Source organism: Novosphingobium sp. (genome assembly GCF_965229225.1).
Classification (GTDB): Bacteria; Pseudomonadota; Alphaproteobacteria; order Sphingomonadales; family Sphingomonadaceae; genus Novosphingobium.
Genome location: NZ_OZ245867.1, coordinates 552,940 through 566,757, shown reverse-complemented (window position 1 = coordinate 566,757; position 13,818 = coordinate 552,940). Strand labels below are relative to the sequence as shown.

General features: G+C 65.1%; 13 protein-coding genes and 1 pseudogene. 11 read left to right on the top strand and 3 right to left on the bottom strand.

Annotation, left to right across the window (positions count from 1 at the left end):
- The first annotated feature begins 28 nt into the window (after positions 1-28).
- From ACO06X_RS02345 to ACO06X_RS02325, 5 genes are all read left to right on the top strand, one after another.
- On the top strand, positions 29-826 hold the full coding sequence (locus ACO06X_RS02345) for a 4-(cytidine 5'-diphospho)-2-C-methyl-D-erythritol kinase (RefSeq protein ID WP_421838403.1): 798 nt from the start codon (positions 29-31) through the stop codon (positions 824-826).
- 90 nt (positions 827-916) lie between these two features.
- Positions 917-1,648 carry an N-formylglutamate amidohydrolase gene (locus ACO06X_RS02340; RefSeq protein ID WP_421838402.1) on the top strand — a complete coding sequence of 244 codons (732 nt, stop codon included), beginning with the start codon at positions 917-919 and terminating at the stop codon, positions 1,646-1,648.
- Between the two features lie 112 nt (positions 1,649-1,760).
- Complete coding sequence (gene ilvD / locus ACO06X_RS02335) at positions 1,761-3,629, top strand: dihydroxy-acid dehydratase (RefSeq protein ID WP_421838401.1); 1,869 nt, start codon at positions 1,761-1,763, stop codon at positions 3,627-3,629.
- Positions 3,619-5,016, top strand: coding sequence for an NAD(P)H-hydrate dehydratase (locus ACO06X_RS02330; protein ID WP_421838400.1), 1,398 nt, complete (start codon positions 3,619-3,621; stop codon positions 5,014-5,016). Before ilvD ends, ACO06X_RS02330 begins: the two co-directional genes overlap by 11 nt.
- Complete coding sequence (locus ACO06X_RS02325) at positions 5,013-6,218, top strand: class I SAM-dependent RNA methyltransferase (protein WP_421839840.1); 1,206 nt, start codon at positions 5,013-5,015, stop codon at positions 6,216-6,218. The genes ACO06X_RS02330 and ACO06X_RS02325 overlap by 4 nt, the downstream gene beginning before the upstream one ends.
- Here the strand turns inward: ACO06X_RS02325 and ACO06X_RS02320 are convergent.
- The 3 genes from ACO06X_RS02320 to ACO06X_RS02310 form a co-directional block, all read right to left on the bottom strand.
- On the bottom strand, positions 6,208-6,648 hold the full coding sequence (locus ACO06X_RS02320; protein ID WP_421838399.1) for an MAPEG family protein: 441 nt from the start codon (positions 6,646-6,648) through the stop codon (positions 6,208-6,210). The two genes, ACO06X_RS02325 and ACO06X_RS02320, sit on opposite strands and share 11 nt — an antisense overlap.
- 26 nt (positions 6,649-6,674) lie before the next feature.
- Positions 6,675-7,091, bottom strand: a complete 417-nt coding sequence (locus tag ACO06X_RS02315) for an MAPEG family protein (RefSeq protein ID WP_421838398.1) — start codon at positions 7,089-7,091, stop codon at positions 6,675-6,677.
- An 83-nt stretch (positions 7,092-7,174) separates the two neighbouring features.
- Positions 7,175-8,173 carry a threonine ammonia-lyase gene (locus ACO06X_RS02310; protein ID WP_421838397.1) on the bottom strand — a complete coding sequence of 333 codons (999 nt, stop codon included), beginning with the start codon at positions 8,171-8,173 and terminating at the stop codon, positions 7,175-7,177.
- Between the two features lie 70 nt (positions 8,174-8,243).
- Between ACO06X_RS02310 and ACO06X_RS02305 the strand changes: the two genes are divergently transcribed.
- The 6 genes and pseudogenes from ACO06X_RS02305 (at position 8,244) to ACO06X_RS02280 (ending at position 13,691) form a co-directional block, all read left to right on the top strand.
- A complete protein-coding gene (locus ACO06X_RS02305) occupies positions 8,244-9,449 on the top strand; it encodes a saccharopine dehydrogenase family protein (RefSeq protein WP_421838396.1) in 1,206 nt (401 codons plus the stop codon).
- A gap of 4 nt (positions 9,450-9,453) precedes the next feature.
- The gene (locus ACO06X_RS02300) at positions 9,454-9,804 is read left to right on the top strand and encodes a DMT family protein (RefSeq protein WP_298169990.1); all 351 of its coding nucleotides are present in this window, start codon (positions 9,454-9,456) and stop codon (positions 9,802-9,804) included.
- 13 nt (positions 9,805-9,817) lie between these two features.
- The gene (locus ACO06X_RS02295) at positions 9,818-11,014 is read left to right on the top strand and encodes a carboxynorspermidine decarboxylase (RefSeq protein ID WP_421838395.1); all 1,197 of its coding nucleotides are present in this window, start codon (positions 9,818-9,820) and stop codon (positions 11,012-11,014) included.
- Positions 11,015-11,068: 54 nt separating this feature from the next.
- Positions 11,069-11,584 (top strand): annotated as a pseudogene (locus tag ACO06X_RS02290) (serine hydrolase); the annotation flags it as partial.
- Between the two features lie 137 nt (positions 11,585-11,721).
- A complete protein-coding gene (locus ACO06X_RS02285; RefSeq protein WP_421838394.1) occupies positions 11,722-12,294 on the top strand; it encodes a serine hydrolase domain-containing protein in 573 nt (190 codons plus the stop codon).
- Between the two features lie 173 nt (positions 12,295-12,467).
- Positions 12,468-13,691: a type III PLP-dependent enzyme gene (locus tag ACO06X_RS02280; protein ID WP_421838393.1), complete on the top strand. Its 1,224-nt coding sequence runs from the start codon at positions 12,468-12,470 to the stop codon at positions 13,689-13,691.
- The last annotated feature ends 127 nt before the right edge of the window (positions 13,692-13,818 follow it).

Genomic DNA, 13,818 nt, shown 5'->3' with positions numbered 1-13,818 from the left:
CTCCCCGGAACGGGGAGGAGGAGGAATTGTGAGGGAAACCGCCTACGCCAAGATCAACCTTGCGCTCCACATCAGGCGGCGCCGCGAGGATGGCTATCACGAGCTCGAGACGCTGTTCGCGTTCGTCGATGCGGGCGATGAACTGGAAGCGGAACCTGCGGGCGCAGACAGCCTTCATGTGGTGGGCGAGTTTGCCACGGGACTTTCCGATCCTTTCGGCAATATCGTCGCCAAAGCCTTGAATTCCTTGCCCCATGGCAAGGGTTGGGCCGTGACGCTTGAAAAGCGGCTACCCGTCGCGGCAGGTCTCGGCGGCGGTTCGGCCGATGCCGGCGCGGTATTCCGCATGGTCGAACGGGAGCACGGGCTGCCGGATGATTGGCACGCCCGCGCTGCGAAGCTTGGGGCGGATGTGCCTGCCTGCGTGCTCAGCAAGGCCTGTATCGGGCGCGGCACCGGCACCGAGCTTGAACCTGTGCCCAACGATCTCGCCGGAACCCCGGTCCTCCTCATCAACCCGCGCATCCCGCTCGCCACCGGCCCGGTGTTCAAGGGCTGGGACGGGATCGACCGCGGCCCCATGCCATCAGGCGATCTGCGCACCATTGCGCTGGATGGCCGCAACGATCTGGAACCCAGCGCCATCGCGCTCGTTCCCGAAATCGCTGACGTCATCGCCACCCTCGCTGCCAGCGGCGCATGGCTTGCCCGCATGTCCGGCTCCGGCGCTACATGCTTCGCGCTCTACGACACGCCGGAGGCGCGAGACGCCGCTGCCAAGACAATGCCAGCGGCATGGTGGCGTCTTGCTGGCAAGCTTCGCTAACTCCATCCCGTTCGTGTCGAGCGAAGTCGAGACACTATGCGACGTGCGTGGTGTCTCGACTTCGCTCGACACGAACGGCTAAAGGAAATCATGAAGTCTGAAGCCTACGAAATCCTCGGTACACCGCGTTTTGGCGGCATTCTCGTGGTGTCCGATCACGCATCGAACCGGGTTCCCGCCGATATCGATCTCGGCATCGCTCCCGCGCTGCTGAAGCAGCATATCGCTGTTGATATCGGCGTTGCAGGTGTGGCCGCCCATATGGCCCAGCGCCCCGGCATCGCCGCGTTCCTGGGCGGGGTCAGCCGCCTCGTGTGCGATTTCAACCGCGATGAGCATGGCCCCACCGTCTGCCCGATCGCCAGCGACGGGCACGCAATCCCCGGGAACGCCCTCGACCATGCCGGCCACGAAGCCCGCCTCGCGCGCTTCTACCGGCCCTATCGTGAAGCACTCGCCAAGCTGCTCGACGAAGCACCGCCATCGCTGATCCTCTCGCTCCACAGCTTCACGCCGCAGCTCGCAAGTAATCCGTCGCAGCAACGCCCCTGGCAGGTCGGCGTGCTCTACAACGAGGACGACCGCGCCTCGCGCCTCGCGATCCCGCTGCTTGAAGCCGAGGGCCTCATCGTCGGCGATCAGGAGCCCTATTCGGGCCGCCTCCTCAACGCGACCATGAACCGCCACGCCGAGGCCGAAGGACGGCCCTATTTCGGCATCGAGGTGCGGCAGGACCAGATTGCGGACCCTGCCAACCACGCCCTGTGGGCCGAACGCCTCGCCCGCATCGCCAATCAGGTTGCCATCGCGCTCGGCGCATAGGGGTGATCCGCAGGATGGTTGCGGAGATTACTTTCGACCCGAAAGCCCGCTTGCGGTAGGTGCGCTGCATGATCGCCTGAGGGCGAATCCCAATCTTCGAGAGAGAATGCCAATGCCGGTCTATCGTTCCAGAACCACCACCCACGGCCGCAACATGGCGGGCGCGCGCGGACTGTGGCGCGCCACGGGCATGAAGGACAGCGATTTCGGCAAGCCGATCATCGCGGTCGTCAACAGCTTCACCCAGTTCGTTCCCGGCCACGTCCACCTCAAGGACCTCGGCCAACTCGTCGCGCGCGAGATCGAGGCTGCGGGCGGGGTTGCCAAGGAATTCAACACGATCGCGGTCGATGATGGCATCGCCATGGGCCACGACGGGATGCTCTATTCGCTCCCCAGCCGCGATCTTATTGCCGACAGCGTCGAATACATGGTCAATGCGCACTGCGCCGATGCCATGGTCTGCATCTCGAACTGCGACAAGATCACCCCCGGCATGCTGATGGCCGCGATGCGCATCAATGTGCCCGCGGTGTTCGTCTCGGGCGGGCCGATGGAGGCGGGCAAGGTTGTCCTCAACGGCAAGGAAGTCGCGCTCGATCTCGTCGATGCGATGGTCGCCGCAGCAGACGAGAAGTACACTGACGAGGAAGTCCAGACCATCGAGCGTTCGGCGTGCCCGACTTGCGGTTCGTGTTCGGGCATGTTCACGGCCAACTCGATGAACTGCCTGACGGAGGCGCTCGGCCTATCGCTCCCCGGCAACGGTTCGGTGCTGGCAACGCACGCCGACCGCGAGCGCCTGTTCCGCGAAGCGGGTCGCCGCGCGGTCGCGCTGTGCCGCAGCTACTACGAAGAGAACGACGAGAGCGTGCTCCCTCGCCAGATCGCCAGCTTCCGTGCGTTCGAGAACGCGATGAGCCTCGATATCGCGATGGGCGGGTCGACCAACACCGTGCTCCATTTGCTGGCGGCTGCGCACGAGGCCGGCGTCGACTTCACCATGGCCGATATCGACCGCCTTTCGCGCCGCGTCCCGTGCCTCTCCAAGGTCGCGCCGGCCAAGTCCGACGTCCATATGGAAGACGTTCATCGCGCTGGCGGGATCATGGCAATCCTTGGCCAATTGGAGCGGGCAGGGCTGCTCCATACCGACCTGCCGACCGTCCACAGCCCGACCATGGCGGCGGCGATCGAGAAGTGGGACATCTCTCGTAGCAATGACCCGCAAGTGCATGAATTCTTTAAAGCGGCGCCCGGCGGCGTGCCAACACAGGTCGCCTTCAGTCAATCGCGCCGCTGGAAGGAACTCGATCTCGACCGCGAGAATGGCGTGATCCGTTCAGCCGAGCATGCGTTCAGCCAGGATGGCGGGCTTGCAGTCCTCTTCGGCAACCTCGCCAAGGATGGCTGCATCGTGAAGACGGCCGGCGTCGACGAGAAGATCCTCAAGTTCAGCGGCCCGGCCAAGGTCTACGAAAGCCAGGACGCCGCCGTCACCGCGATTCTTACCGGGCAGGTCGAAGCGGGGGACGTTGTCCTCATCCGCTATGAAGGCCCCCGCGGCGGCCCGGGCATGCAGGAAATGCTCTATCCCACGAGCTACCTCAAGTCCAAAGGCCTCGGCGCTGCCTGCGCGCTCGTTACGGATGGACGCTTCTCGGGCGGCACCTCGGGCCTCTCCATCGGCCATTGCTCGCCCGAAGCGGCCGAGGGCGGCACGATCGGCCTTGTCGAAACGGGCGACCGCATCGAGATCGATATTCCCGCCCGCTCGATCAATCTCATGGTCGATGACGCCACGCTCGCCGAGCGCCGCAAGGCCGCCGAAGCGCGCGGATGGCAGCCGGTGAAGCCGCGCCCGCGCAAGGTCAGCCTCGCGCTGCAGGCCTATGCCCTGATGACGACCAGCGCCGCGCGCGGCGGTGTGCGCGATCTCTCCGGCATTATCCGCACGAGCGGCACGCAGGATGCCGGCTGACCCAAACCAGGTCCTCGACGTCGCCGCGATGCGCGCCGCCGAAGCGGCCCTCATCGACGGCGGCATACCTGCGCAGACGCTGATGGAAGTGGCGGGCCGCGCGCTCGGTGAGTGGGCGCGGCGGCTCGGGAGCGGGCGTCCGGTCACGGTGCTCTGCGGTCCTGGCAACAACGGCGGCGATGGTTACGTTGCGGCGCGCTGCCTGATGGAACAGGGCGTTCCCGTCACCGTGATCGCCGCGTGTGAACCCATGACGTCGGAGGCCCGCACGGCGCGCGCGCTCTTCGCAGGCGAAGTCCATGCGCCCGGCGCGTTCCCAGAAGGCGCGCTGCTGCTCGACTGCCTTTTCGGCAGTGGCCTCTCGCGGCCCTTGCCGGACGACTTGCTGGCGCTGCTCACCGGTCTTGCGGATACCCACACTCTGCGCATCGCCGCCGATCTCCCCAGCGGGATCGAGGCGGATAGCGGCGCTGTGCTCAATCCCGGCCTTCCGGCCTGTAACGTAACGGTTGCGCTCGGCGCCTGGAAGCACGCGCACTATGCCATGCCCGCCGCTCCGCTGATGGGTGCGCTGCGGCTTGTCGATATCGGCGTGGCGGCGGTGCCGGGCGCGGCGCGGGTGCTCGCCAGGCCTCGCATCGTGCCGCCTGCGCCGGATGCGCACAAGTACAAGCGCGGCCTGCTCGCGGTTGTCGCCGGCATGATGCCCGGCGCGGCGCTGCTCTCGGCCGAAGCCGCGCAACGCTCCGGAGCGGGCTACGTCAAACTGCTCGCCCCCGCGCGGCCCGAAGGCGTCCCGCCTGCGCTGGTCTGTGACGTCAGCGATCTTGCCGCGCTTGCCGATCCGCGCATTGCCGCCCTGCTCGTCGGTCCGGGGCTGGGGAGGAGCGCCGAAGCCGTGGCCCGTCTTGCCGCTGCTCTTTCCGCAGATCGCCCCATCGTGATTGACGCGGATGCGCTGGTGCTGCTGCGCCCGGAAAGCCCCGGCACCGCCCCGCGCGTGCTCACCCCGCACGAAGGCGAAATGGCTGCGCTCGAAGCTGCTTTCGGCCTTGCCGCCACCGGCACCCGCCGCGCCCGCGCGCTGGCCTTGGCAAAGGCCGCGAAGGCCGTTGTCCTCCTCAAAGGTCCGGACAGCCTGATCGCCAGCCCAGGCGGTGACGTCATCGTCACCCCCCGCGCTTCCGCCTGGCTTTCGGTCGCAGGCAGCGGCGACGTCCTCGCCGGAATTATCGCGAGCCGCCTTGCCGTCCACGGGGACTCCTTCCTCGCCGCGCAGGAAGGCCTGTGGCTCCACGGCGAAGCCGCGCGGCGCTGCGGATCTGCCTTTACTGCCGGAGACCTTGCGGCGGCCACGGGTTATGCCCTAAGCGCCGCGTGTCCATGAACAACCCCGGCCTTATCATTCGCGTCGCCGCCAAGGGCGAAGGCCAGACGGTTGACGGCCGTTACGTTGCGCTTGCCGCGCCCGGTGACGTGCTTGAGGCGGACGGCACGCTGACGCCCGGTCCGGACCATGCGGCGCCGTCATGCCGGCACTTTCCGACCTGCGGGGGCTGCCAACTCCAGCACCTCTCGGAAAGCGCGCTCGCCGCTTATGTCGGTGGCCGGGTTGAGGGCGCTGCACGCGGGCAGGGCCTCGATCCGGGCGAAGTCGCGCCGCCGCACTTGTCCCCGCCCGCCACACGCCGCCGCGCCACGCTCCATGCGCAAGCCATCGGCAAGCGCGTCGTGCTGGGTTTTCGCGAGCAGGGTTCGCACAAGATCGTCGATTGCAAGGAATGCCCGGTTCTCGCGCCCGAGCTCGCCGCACTGATCGGCCCCCTACGCCGCCTGCTCGAAACGCGCAGCGAGCGTAGCCTTTCCGTCGATATCGCGCTGACTCTGGCCGATCAGGGGCCGACAGTCGATATGGCCGGCCTCAAGATGGAAGGGCTCGCGCAGACCGAAGGCCTGCTCGATTTTGCGCGCGACAATGGCGTTGCCCGCCTCACGCTCGATCAGGGCGATGGGCCGGAGACGGTGTGGGAGCCCGATCCCGTTACCGTAACGCTTGGCGGAGTGCCGGTCGGCCTGCCGCCCGGTGCGTTCCTGCAGGCCACGCATGATGGCGAAGAGGCACTCGTGACGGCGGCTCAAGGTTGGCTGGAAGGCGCTTCCACCGTGGCCGATTTGTTCTCAGGCCTGGGGACCTTCGCCTTCGCGTTGGCCGGGCCCGGCACCAAGGTCCTCGCGGTCGAGGCCGCGCGCGATGCGCATATGGCCTGCCAGGCTGCGGCGCGCATGAACGGGAAGCCGGTCCACGCGCTCCACCGCGACTTGTTCCGCAATCCGCTGCAGAAGGCTGAGCTCGATCGCTTCGCCGCCGTGCTGCTTGATCCGCCCCGCGCCGGCGCGCGCGAGCAGGTGGCGGCGCTCGCGACCTCCGTGGTGCCGCGCGTGGTCTATGTGAGCTGCAACCCGGCCAGCTGGGCCAAGGACGCCGTGACCCTCATCGAGGGCGGCTATCGGCTCGCCGGGCTCGTGCCGGTGGGCCAGTTCCGCTGGTCCACCCACGTCGAGCTGGCGAGCCTGTTCGTCAGGCCCTGAACACCGTCATCGCGGCGTGCAGGATCAGCGCCATGAGCGCCACGCTTGAAAGAGCGAAAAGCGCAAAGCGCGGCGCGACCTTGTTCACGGTCGACTGGAAGATCGAGTGGACCACACGCAGTGCGACATAGGCCCACGCGATGATCAGATTGACACCGTTGCCCTGCCCGGTAAGCGCGAGCACGATTGCAATCGCATAAAACACCGTAGGTGCTTCATGCAAGTGGTTGTAATTATGCGCCTTCCACTGAATGTGGGGAGCAATCAGTCCTTCGAGCTTTGCGCCCGTCCAGCCCACATCGGCTTTGGGATCATCGGATTTGGGCAACGCGGTGATCGCCGGGATGCGGGTGGCATACATCCACACCCACATCACCATCGTCCACGCGGCCAGCGCCACTACCGGCTTCAGGATTTCCATGTCCGTCATTGTGGTCCCCCGTCGTTCTTAATTGTTCATGGCAAGAGCGTATTCTCAGCAGCGCGGATCGCAAGGGCCAACAACAGGGCGCTTGAGACCATGAAAAGCGTGAAGCGCACCGGGATCGTGTTGACCATGGCTTGCCATAGCGAGTGTGCGATCCGCACGCCGACGTATCCCCAGGCCAGCAGCACATCGATCCACGTCGCACCCGTCATCGCCAGGATCACGCACACGGCATAGAATAGCGTCGGTTGTTCATGCAGGTGGGTATAGTTGTGCGACTTCCAGGCGACCTGAGCGGGGATGACAGGCTCGAGTTCCTGCCCTCGACCACCCGGCGCAAGATTGCCAAGCCCGCCCATGCGGCGCAGCGCCGGCAATCTTGTCCGGCCGAGCCAGATCAACATCACCAGCGTCCAAAGGACCAGCACAGCAGCCGGTGCCAGCATTTCTCGTTGCATTGTAAAAAGTTCCTGTTGCCCGCCCGCGCAGAGGAGTGGCCAGCGACAGGTCGATTGTCAATTGCAACTGATCAGATGTCCGCGATCACGCTGGCGAAGGCGGCAGGATCAACGTTTCCGCCGGAAAGGACCACCGCTGTCCGTCCGTCGACCGAAACCTTACCTGCGAGCACTGCCGCCAGCGCTGCCGCACCGCCCGGTTCGACGACCAGATGCAATTTGCTGAAGGCATAGGCCTGCGCTGCACGAACTTCCGCATCGGTCACCGCGACGCCCTTCATGCCGTGTGACGCCATGACTGCAAAATTGATCGGGAAAGTCGCGATCGCTTGCAGTGCGTCGCAGGACGTAGGCGGCGGATTGGCACCAACGTCGACAATGGATCCGCCCGCGAGGCTGCGCGAAATGTCGTCCCATCCGTCAGGCTCAACGGGTACGATTTCAGCGTCAGGGCATGCAAGCGCGAGGCCGGAGGCGAGGCCACCGCCACCGGCCGGGGTAATGATCCGGGTCGGTGCGCCACCCGCAAAGCATTCCATCTGGCTCGCAATCTCAATCCCGGTGCTGCCTTGCCCTTCGATCACCCAGGGATCGCCATAGGCATGGACGAGCACGCAGTTCCGTTCGGCGCAAATCTCGGCTGCAATGGCGTCGCGAGACTCTGTCAGCCGCCCGTACAGCATCACCTCGGCACCCATTCTCCGGGTCTCCGAAAGCTTGATCTGCGGGGCATCTGAGGGCATCACGATGGTCGCCGAAATGCCCAGCCGCCGCGCGGCCCAGGCAACACCTTGCGCATGGTTGCCGCTGGAGACTGCAACCACGCCGCGTGCCCGCTCTTCTTCCGTCAGTTCTGTAAGCCGGTGCCATGCACCGCGGATCTTGAAGGCACCCATGGGTTGCAGGCATTCGGCCTTGCACCACGCGATGTTACCGTCTGGCAATTCGAGCGGCAGGAGAGGCGTATGCGGCAGCAGCGCGTTCATTTTGGCGGCAGCGCGCAGCACGCCCTCCCGGGTCGGCAGGCGGACAGAAGGGGCAGGGGCGATTTCGGGACTTGGGTTTGTCATGCGGTTCCCTTAAAGGCGCGAACCTTAATGTGCCAGCCGTTGCTGCGCCGATCCGGATTGGAGTTTCCCTATGGCCAAGGTCCTTGTCATCGGCGCAGGCGGCGTCGGCTCGGTTGCCGTTCACAAGATGGCGATGAACCCCGATATCTTCAGCGAAGTTGCGCTCGCCAGCCGCACGCTGCCCAAGTGCGAGGCGATTGCCGCCTCGGTCAAGGAGCGCACCGGCCGCTATGTCGCGACCTATCAGCTCGACGCCGATGACGTTGCCGCCACCACCGCGCTGCTCAATGAGCTCAAGCCCGCGCTCGTCGTCAACCTCGCGCTGCCCTATCAGGACCTCAATATCATGGAGGCCTGCCTCGCCGCCGGGGTTAACTACATGGACACCGCGAACTACGAGCCGATCGATGAGGCCAAGTTCGAATACAAGTGGCAGTGGGCCTATCAGGAGCGCTTCAAGGCTGCCGGCCTCACCGCGCTGCTCGGCTCGGGCTTCGATCCGGGCGTGACGTCAGTTTTCGCCACCTGGCTCAAGAAGCACAAGCTGGATACGATCCGCACGCTTGATATCCTCGATTGCAACGGCGGCGATCACGGCCAGCCGTTTGCGACCAACTTCAACCCGGAAATCAACATCCGCGAAATCACCGCCCCGGCGCGCCGCTGGGAGAAGGGCGCGTGGGTGGAAACGCCAGCGCTCACCATCCGCCAGACCTTCGATTTCGAAGCGGTCGGCCCCAAGAACATGTACCTGATGTACCACGAGGAGCTCGAAAGCCTCGCGCATCACCTGCCCGAGATCGAGCGCATCCGCTTCTGGATGACCTTCGGTGATGCCTATATCACCCACCTCACCGTGCTGCAGAACGTGGGCATGACGCGGATCGACCCCGTCCTGTACGAGGGCAAGGAGATCGTGCCGCTCCAGTTCCTCAAGGCCGTGCTGCCCGAACCCGCCAGCCTCGGCGCGCTCACCAAGGGCAAGACCAATATCGGCGATATCGCGACGGGCCTGAAGGACGGGGTGGAAAAGACCTTCTACATCTACAACATCTGCGATCACGAAGAGGCCTATGCCGAAACCGGCAACCAGGCGATCAGCTACACCACGGGCGTCCCCGCCATGATCGGTGCGGCGATGCTTGTCACCGGCACCTGGGGTGGGGCCGGCGTGTTCAACATCGAACAGTTCGATCCCGATCCCTACATGGACATGCTGAACAAGCATGGCCTGCCGTGGCAGGTGAAGGAGCTTGAGGGGCCGCTGGAGTTCTGAGGGCATGCCGACTTCGCTCTGGCTTCCGCCGTTGATGCTGGTCGGCTCCAACATCGTGATGAACATTGCCTGGTACGCGCATCTCAAGGCGCCGCACCGGGCGCTGTGGATCGCGGTCCTCTCCAGTTGGGCGCTGGCGCTGTTCGAGTACATGCTTGCCGTGCCTGCCAACCGGATCGGGGCGAGCCGGTACTCGCTGGCGCAGTTGAAGACGATGCAGGAAGCGATCACCCTCGTGACCTTCGTGGGTGTCGCCTATTTCCTGTTCGGCACGCGGCCCAATCTGTCGCAGCTGGCAGGTTTCGTGTTGATCGTGGCCGGCGCGGCGCTCGTGTTCCGCTCGCCGTTTGGATGAAGGGACAGGACCGATGGAAACCAGAGCCGGCGATCCGGGCGCCTTTGCCCATTTCGACCTGACGCGCGTCGATAGCCCGGCCTTCGTGGTCGATGCTGCGCGCCTCAGGCAGAATCTGAGCATTCTCGCCGATGTGCGTGACCGCGCAGGGATCAAGGTCCTCGCCGCATTGAAGGCCTTCTCGATGTGGCGCGTTGCCCCGCTGATCGGGGAATACCTCGACGGCGTTTGCACCTCGGGCCTTTGGGAATCGCGGCTTGCTGCAGACTACTACGCTGGCGAGATTGCGACCTACTGCGCGGCCTACAAGGCGGAGGACTTGCCCGAAATCCTCCAGCACTCGGATCATGTGATCTTCAATTCGCCCGGCCAGCATGCCCGCTTTGCCGGTGAAATCGCGGCCGCACGTGCTGCAGGCGAGCCATTCGATATCGGCTTGCGCATCAATCCCTTGCACGCCGAAGGTGAAGTGCCGCGTTATGATCCTTGCGCGCCCCATTCGCGCCTTGGCTTCCCCATCGACCAGTTGAAGCCCGAACACCTCGAAGGCGTAAGCGGCATCCATTTCCACACCCTGTGCGAGCAGGACTTCGAGCCGCTCGAACGCACCTGGGCCGCCCTGAAGCCCTACCTCGCGCCTTATTTCGGCCAACTCAAATGGCTGAACTTCGGTGGCGGCCACCATATTACTCGCGCCGATTACCAGCGTGATGAACTTGTCGCCTTCCTGCAGGCGGTTAAGGCCGAAACTGGCTGCGAGATCTACCTTGAACCCGGCGAGGCCGTCGCGCTCGATGCGGGCATTCTCGTCGGCACCGTGCTCGATTCCCACGTCAACGGCATGCAACTTGGCGTGACGGACATTTCCGCCACCTGCCACATGCCCGATGTAATCGAGGCGCCCTATCGCCCGGCCATGCTCGGCGAACTGCCTATCGACGAGTACGAGGATGGGGAAGGTGACGTCCCGGTTCGCCTCGGCGGCCCCTCGTGCCTCGCGGGTGACGTCATCGGCGATTACCGCAAGCCGGGCCTTGCCGAGCCCGGCACGCGCTTCGCCTTCCTCGATCAGGCGCATTATTCGATGGTCAAGACCACGACCTTCAACGGTGTGCCGCTCCCCTCGATCTGGCTGTGGGACAGCGAGACCGATGCGCTCGAATGCGTGAAGCGTTTTTCGTGGGAGGACTTCCGCGCCCGTCTTTCCTGAACCCGTTTCCTGAGGCATCGTCTCCGCCACGATAAAACAAGGCGGAGAGATGGAATGGCGGACGTGCAGCTCGATGGCGTGACCAGCGACCCTGTTACCATAGGCTGGATGGTCGGTGCCCCGCCGCCACCTGAAAAGCGCATCCTCGGCGCGCGCGCCGATCACATGCGCTTCCCGATGATCCGCTGGTCCTATTCCAACATGCGCAGCTTCTGCCCCACCGCGCGCGTCGTGGCCAGCGGAGAGGGCGCGCCGTTTCCCCGTGCGCTGCGGGCCGATCTGGGCGCAGTGCGATTCACCCCGCTGGGCGCGGACGCCGAAATCAGTTTTGAGGAATCGCTTCTATCGGCCTTCACCGATGGCATTCTCGTGCTCCACAGGGGCGAAGTTGTGTTCGAACGCTGGTTCGGCGTAACCGGCCCGGAAACGCGCCATATCGCCTTTTCCGTCACCAAGAGCTTCGTCGGCACGCTGGTGCAGATGCTGGTGGGGGAAGGGCGCATCGATCTCGCTGCCCCCATCACTAGCGTGATCCCCGAACTCGCCCCCAGCGGCTTCGGCAGCGCCACCATCGGCCAGGTCCTGCACATGACGACCGCGCTCGATTTCTCGGAGGAGTACGGCAATCCGAACTCCGGGATCGGGGCCTACAGCGCCGCGCTCGGGCTCACGCCGCGCCCGGCCAGCTACACCGGGCCGCACAACCTGTGGACTATCTCACCACCGTCCCCGGGCAGGGCACCCACGGGGCAGGTTTCGTCTACCGCACACCCAACACAGATGTGCTGGCGTGGCTCATCACCCGCGTCACTGGCAAACCCTTCACGCAAGTGCTGTCAGAGCGCCTGTGGCAGCCGCTTGGCATGGTGGGTGATGCGGACCTGATCGTCGACGAGATCGGATCGCCTTTCGCCGGCGGGGGCCTCAATCTGCGGCTCGAGGATCTGGCGCGCTTCGGGGAGGCGCTGCGCCTCGGCGGGCTCGGCGTGATCCCGGCGGCGGATGTCGAACGCATCCGGCAGGGCGGTGATCCGGAGCGGTTCAACAAGACGGGCTATCCGCTGCTTGGAGGGTGGAGCTACGGCAGCCAGTGGTGGCATGCACACGATAACCACGGCTGTTTCAGCGCGCGCGGCATTCACGGGCAGACCCTGTGGATCGACCCTGTGGCCGAAATGGTGGTCGCGCGATTCGCCTCGCACCCCACGGCGGCGAACGGTGCGAACGACCCGCACTCGCTGCCGGCATGGCGCGCGCTCGCGCAAGCCTTGATGGCTTAAGGTTTTCCGCGCCTCGCCCCGAAACTGTTTCACCTTTGTGACATCAACGTGAGGTGCCCATTTTTTCACTTGATGTTCAGGGCGGGGGGGCTATTTACCCCCTCGCTGCCCCATGGGGACTTCCAAACCGCAAGGCAGCTTTGTCGCATTTTTCCGTTTGGGGGTCCCTTGAGTTGCACATCCATCCTGATGCATTGGCTGTAGTCGGCGCAGCCGCGCCCGACCAACCTGCCATTCTGAACCGTCCGCACGCTGCGGCGCGCGCTGCCCGTTTCTTCGTCGAGAAGTTTCCGGGGCGCTCGCTCTATGCGGTCAAGGCCAATCCCTCACCGGAATTGCTCCGCGTGCTGTGGGATGCCGGGATCACGCATTACGACGTGGCTTCGGTTGCCGAGGTGCGCATGGCGCGCGCGGCGCTGCCCGATGCCACGCTGTGCTTCATGCATCCGGTCAAGACGCCGAGCGCGATCATCGAGGCGTACCGCGATCACGGCGTGCGCGTGTTCAGCCTCGATTCGATCGAGGAACTGGAAAAGATCAGCGAAGCGACCACGAAGGCCAATGGCGGCGTGCTGCCTGAGGATCTGACGCTCTGCGTGCGCCTGCGCGTCTCGTCTGAAGGCTCCGAGCTCAGCCTCGCCTCGAAGTTCGGCTGCGATCTTACTGGCGCTGGAGAACTTTTGCAGGCCACGCGTCAGGTCGCCGATTCGCTCGGTGTGTGCTTCCATGTCGGCAGCCAGTCGATGAGCCCGCACGCCTATGTCCAGGCGCTCGAGCGCGTCCGCGCGGCGATCGTCGATGCATCGGTCACGGTCGATATCATCGATGTCGGCGGCGGCTTCCCCTCGATCTACCCGGGCATGGAACCGCCCCCGCTCGAAGATTACTTCGGCGTGATCGACCGCACCTATGAATCGCTGCCGGTGTCCTACTCGGCCGAACTGTGGTGCGAGCCGGGCCGCGCGCTCTGCGCCGAATACAACTCGATGATCGTGCGCGTCGAACGGCGCCGGGGCACCGAACTGTTCATCAACGACGGCGCTTATGGCGCGCTGTTCGATGCCGCACACGTGGGCTGGCGCTTCCCCGTCCGCCTGCTGCGTGAGAGCGCGGCGAACGAGGACGGCGAGACCGAACAGGCGGACTTCAGCTTCTGGGGCCCGACCTGCGACGACATGGACCACATGGAAGGGCCCTTCGCGCTTCCGACGGACATCAAGGCTGGCGATTTCATCGAGATCGGCATGCTCGGAGCCTACGGCGCGGCCATGAAGACCGCGTTCAACGGCTTCGGCGCGACCGAGGTCTTCGAAGTCTCGGACGAGCCGATGGCCAGCCAGTACCGCGGTGATCGCCGCGATCCGCGCGTATCGGACAACGTCGTTTCGCTGCGCTGACAATCAAGAACACCGGTTGAAGTCCGGGTCGCAAAGGAAAGGCCCCGCGATCACTCGCGGGGCCTTTCTTGTTTGGGGTTGTGCCGTGCGGGGAGCGGACGTGTGGTCTGCTCCCCGCAGGTCAAAG

Coding starts and splice junctions, on each gene's coding strand:
- ACO06X_RS02300 (WP_298169990.1), top strand. CDS start 9,454: ATGCCGACTTCGCTCTGGCTTCCGCCGTTGATGCTGGTCGGCTCCAAC.
- ACO06X_RS02340 (WP_421838402.1), top strand. CDS start 917: ATGAAGTCTGAAGCCTACGAAATCCTCGGTACACCGCGTTTTGGCGGC.
- ACO06X_RS02315 (WP_421838398.1), bottom strand. CDS start 7,091: ATGCTGGCACCGGCTGCTGTGCTGGTCCTTTGGACGCTGGTGATGTTG.
- ACO06X_RS02310 (WP_421838397.1), bottom strand. CDS start 8,173: ATGACAAACCCAAGTCCCGAAATCGCCCCTGCCCCTTCTGTCCGCCTG.
- ACO06X_RS02295 (WP_421838395.1), top strand. CDS start 9,818: ATGGAAACCAGAGCCGGCGATCCGGGCGCCTTTGCCCATTTCGACCTG.
- ilvD (WP_421838401.1), top strand. CDS start 1,761: ATGCCGGTCTATCGTTCCAGAACCACCACCCACGGCCGCAACATGGCG.
- ACO06X_RS02305 (WP_421838396.1), top strand. CDS start 8,244: ATGGCCAAGGTCCTTGTCATCGGCGCAGGCGGCGTCGGCTCGGTTGCC.
- ACO06X_RS02330 (WP_421838400.1), top strand. CDS start 3,619: ATGCCGGCTGACCCAAACCAGGTCCTCGACGTCGCCGCGATGCGCGCC.
- ACO06X_RS02320 (WP_421838399.1), bottom strand. CDS start 6,648: ATGACGGACATGGAAATCCTGAAGCCGGTAGTGGCGCTGGCCGCGTGG.
- ACO06X_RS02325 (WP_421839840.1), top strand. CDS start 5,013: ATGAACAACCCCGGCCTTATCATTCGCGTCGCCGCCAAGGGCGAAGGC.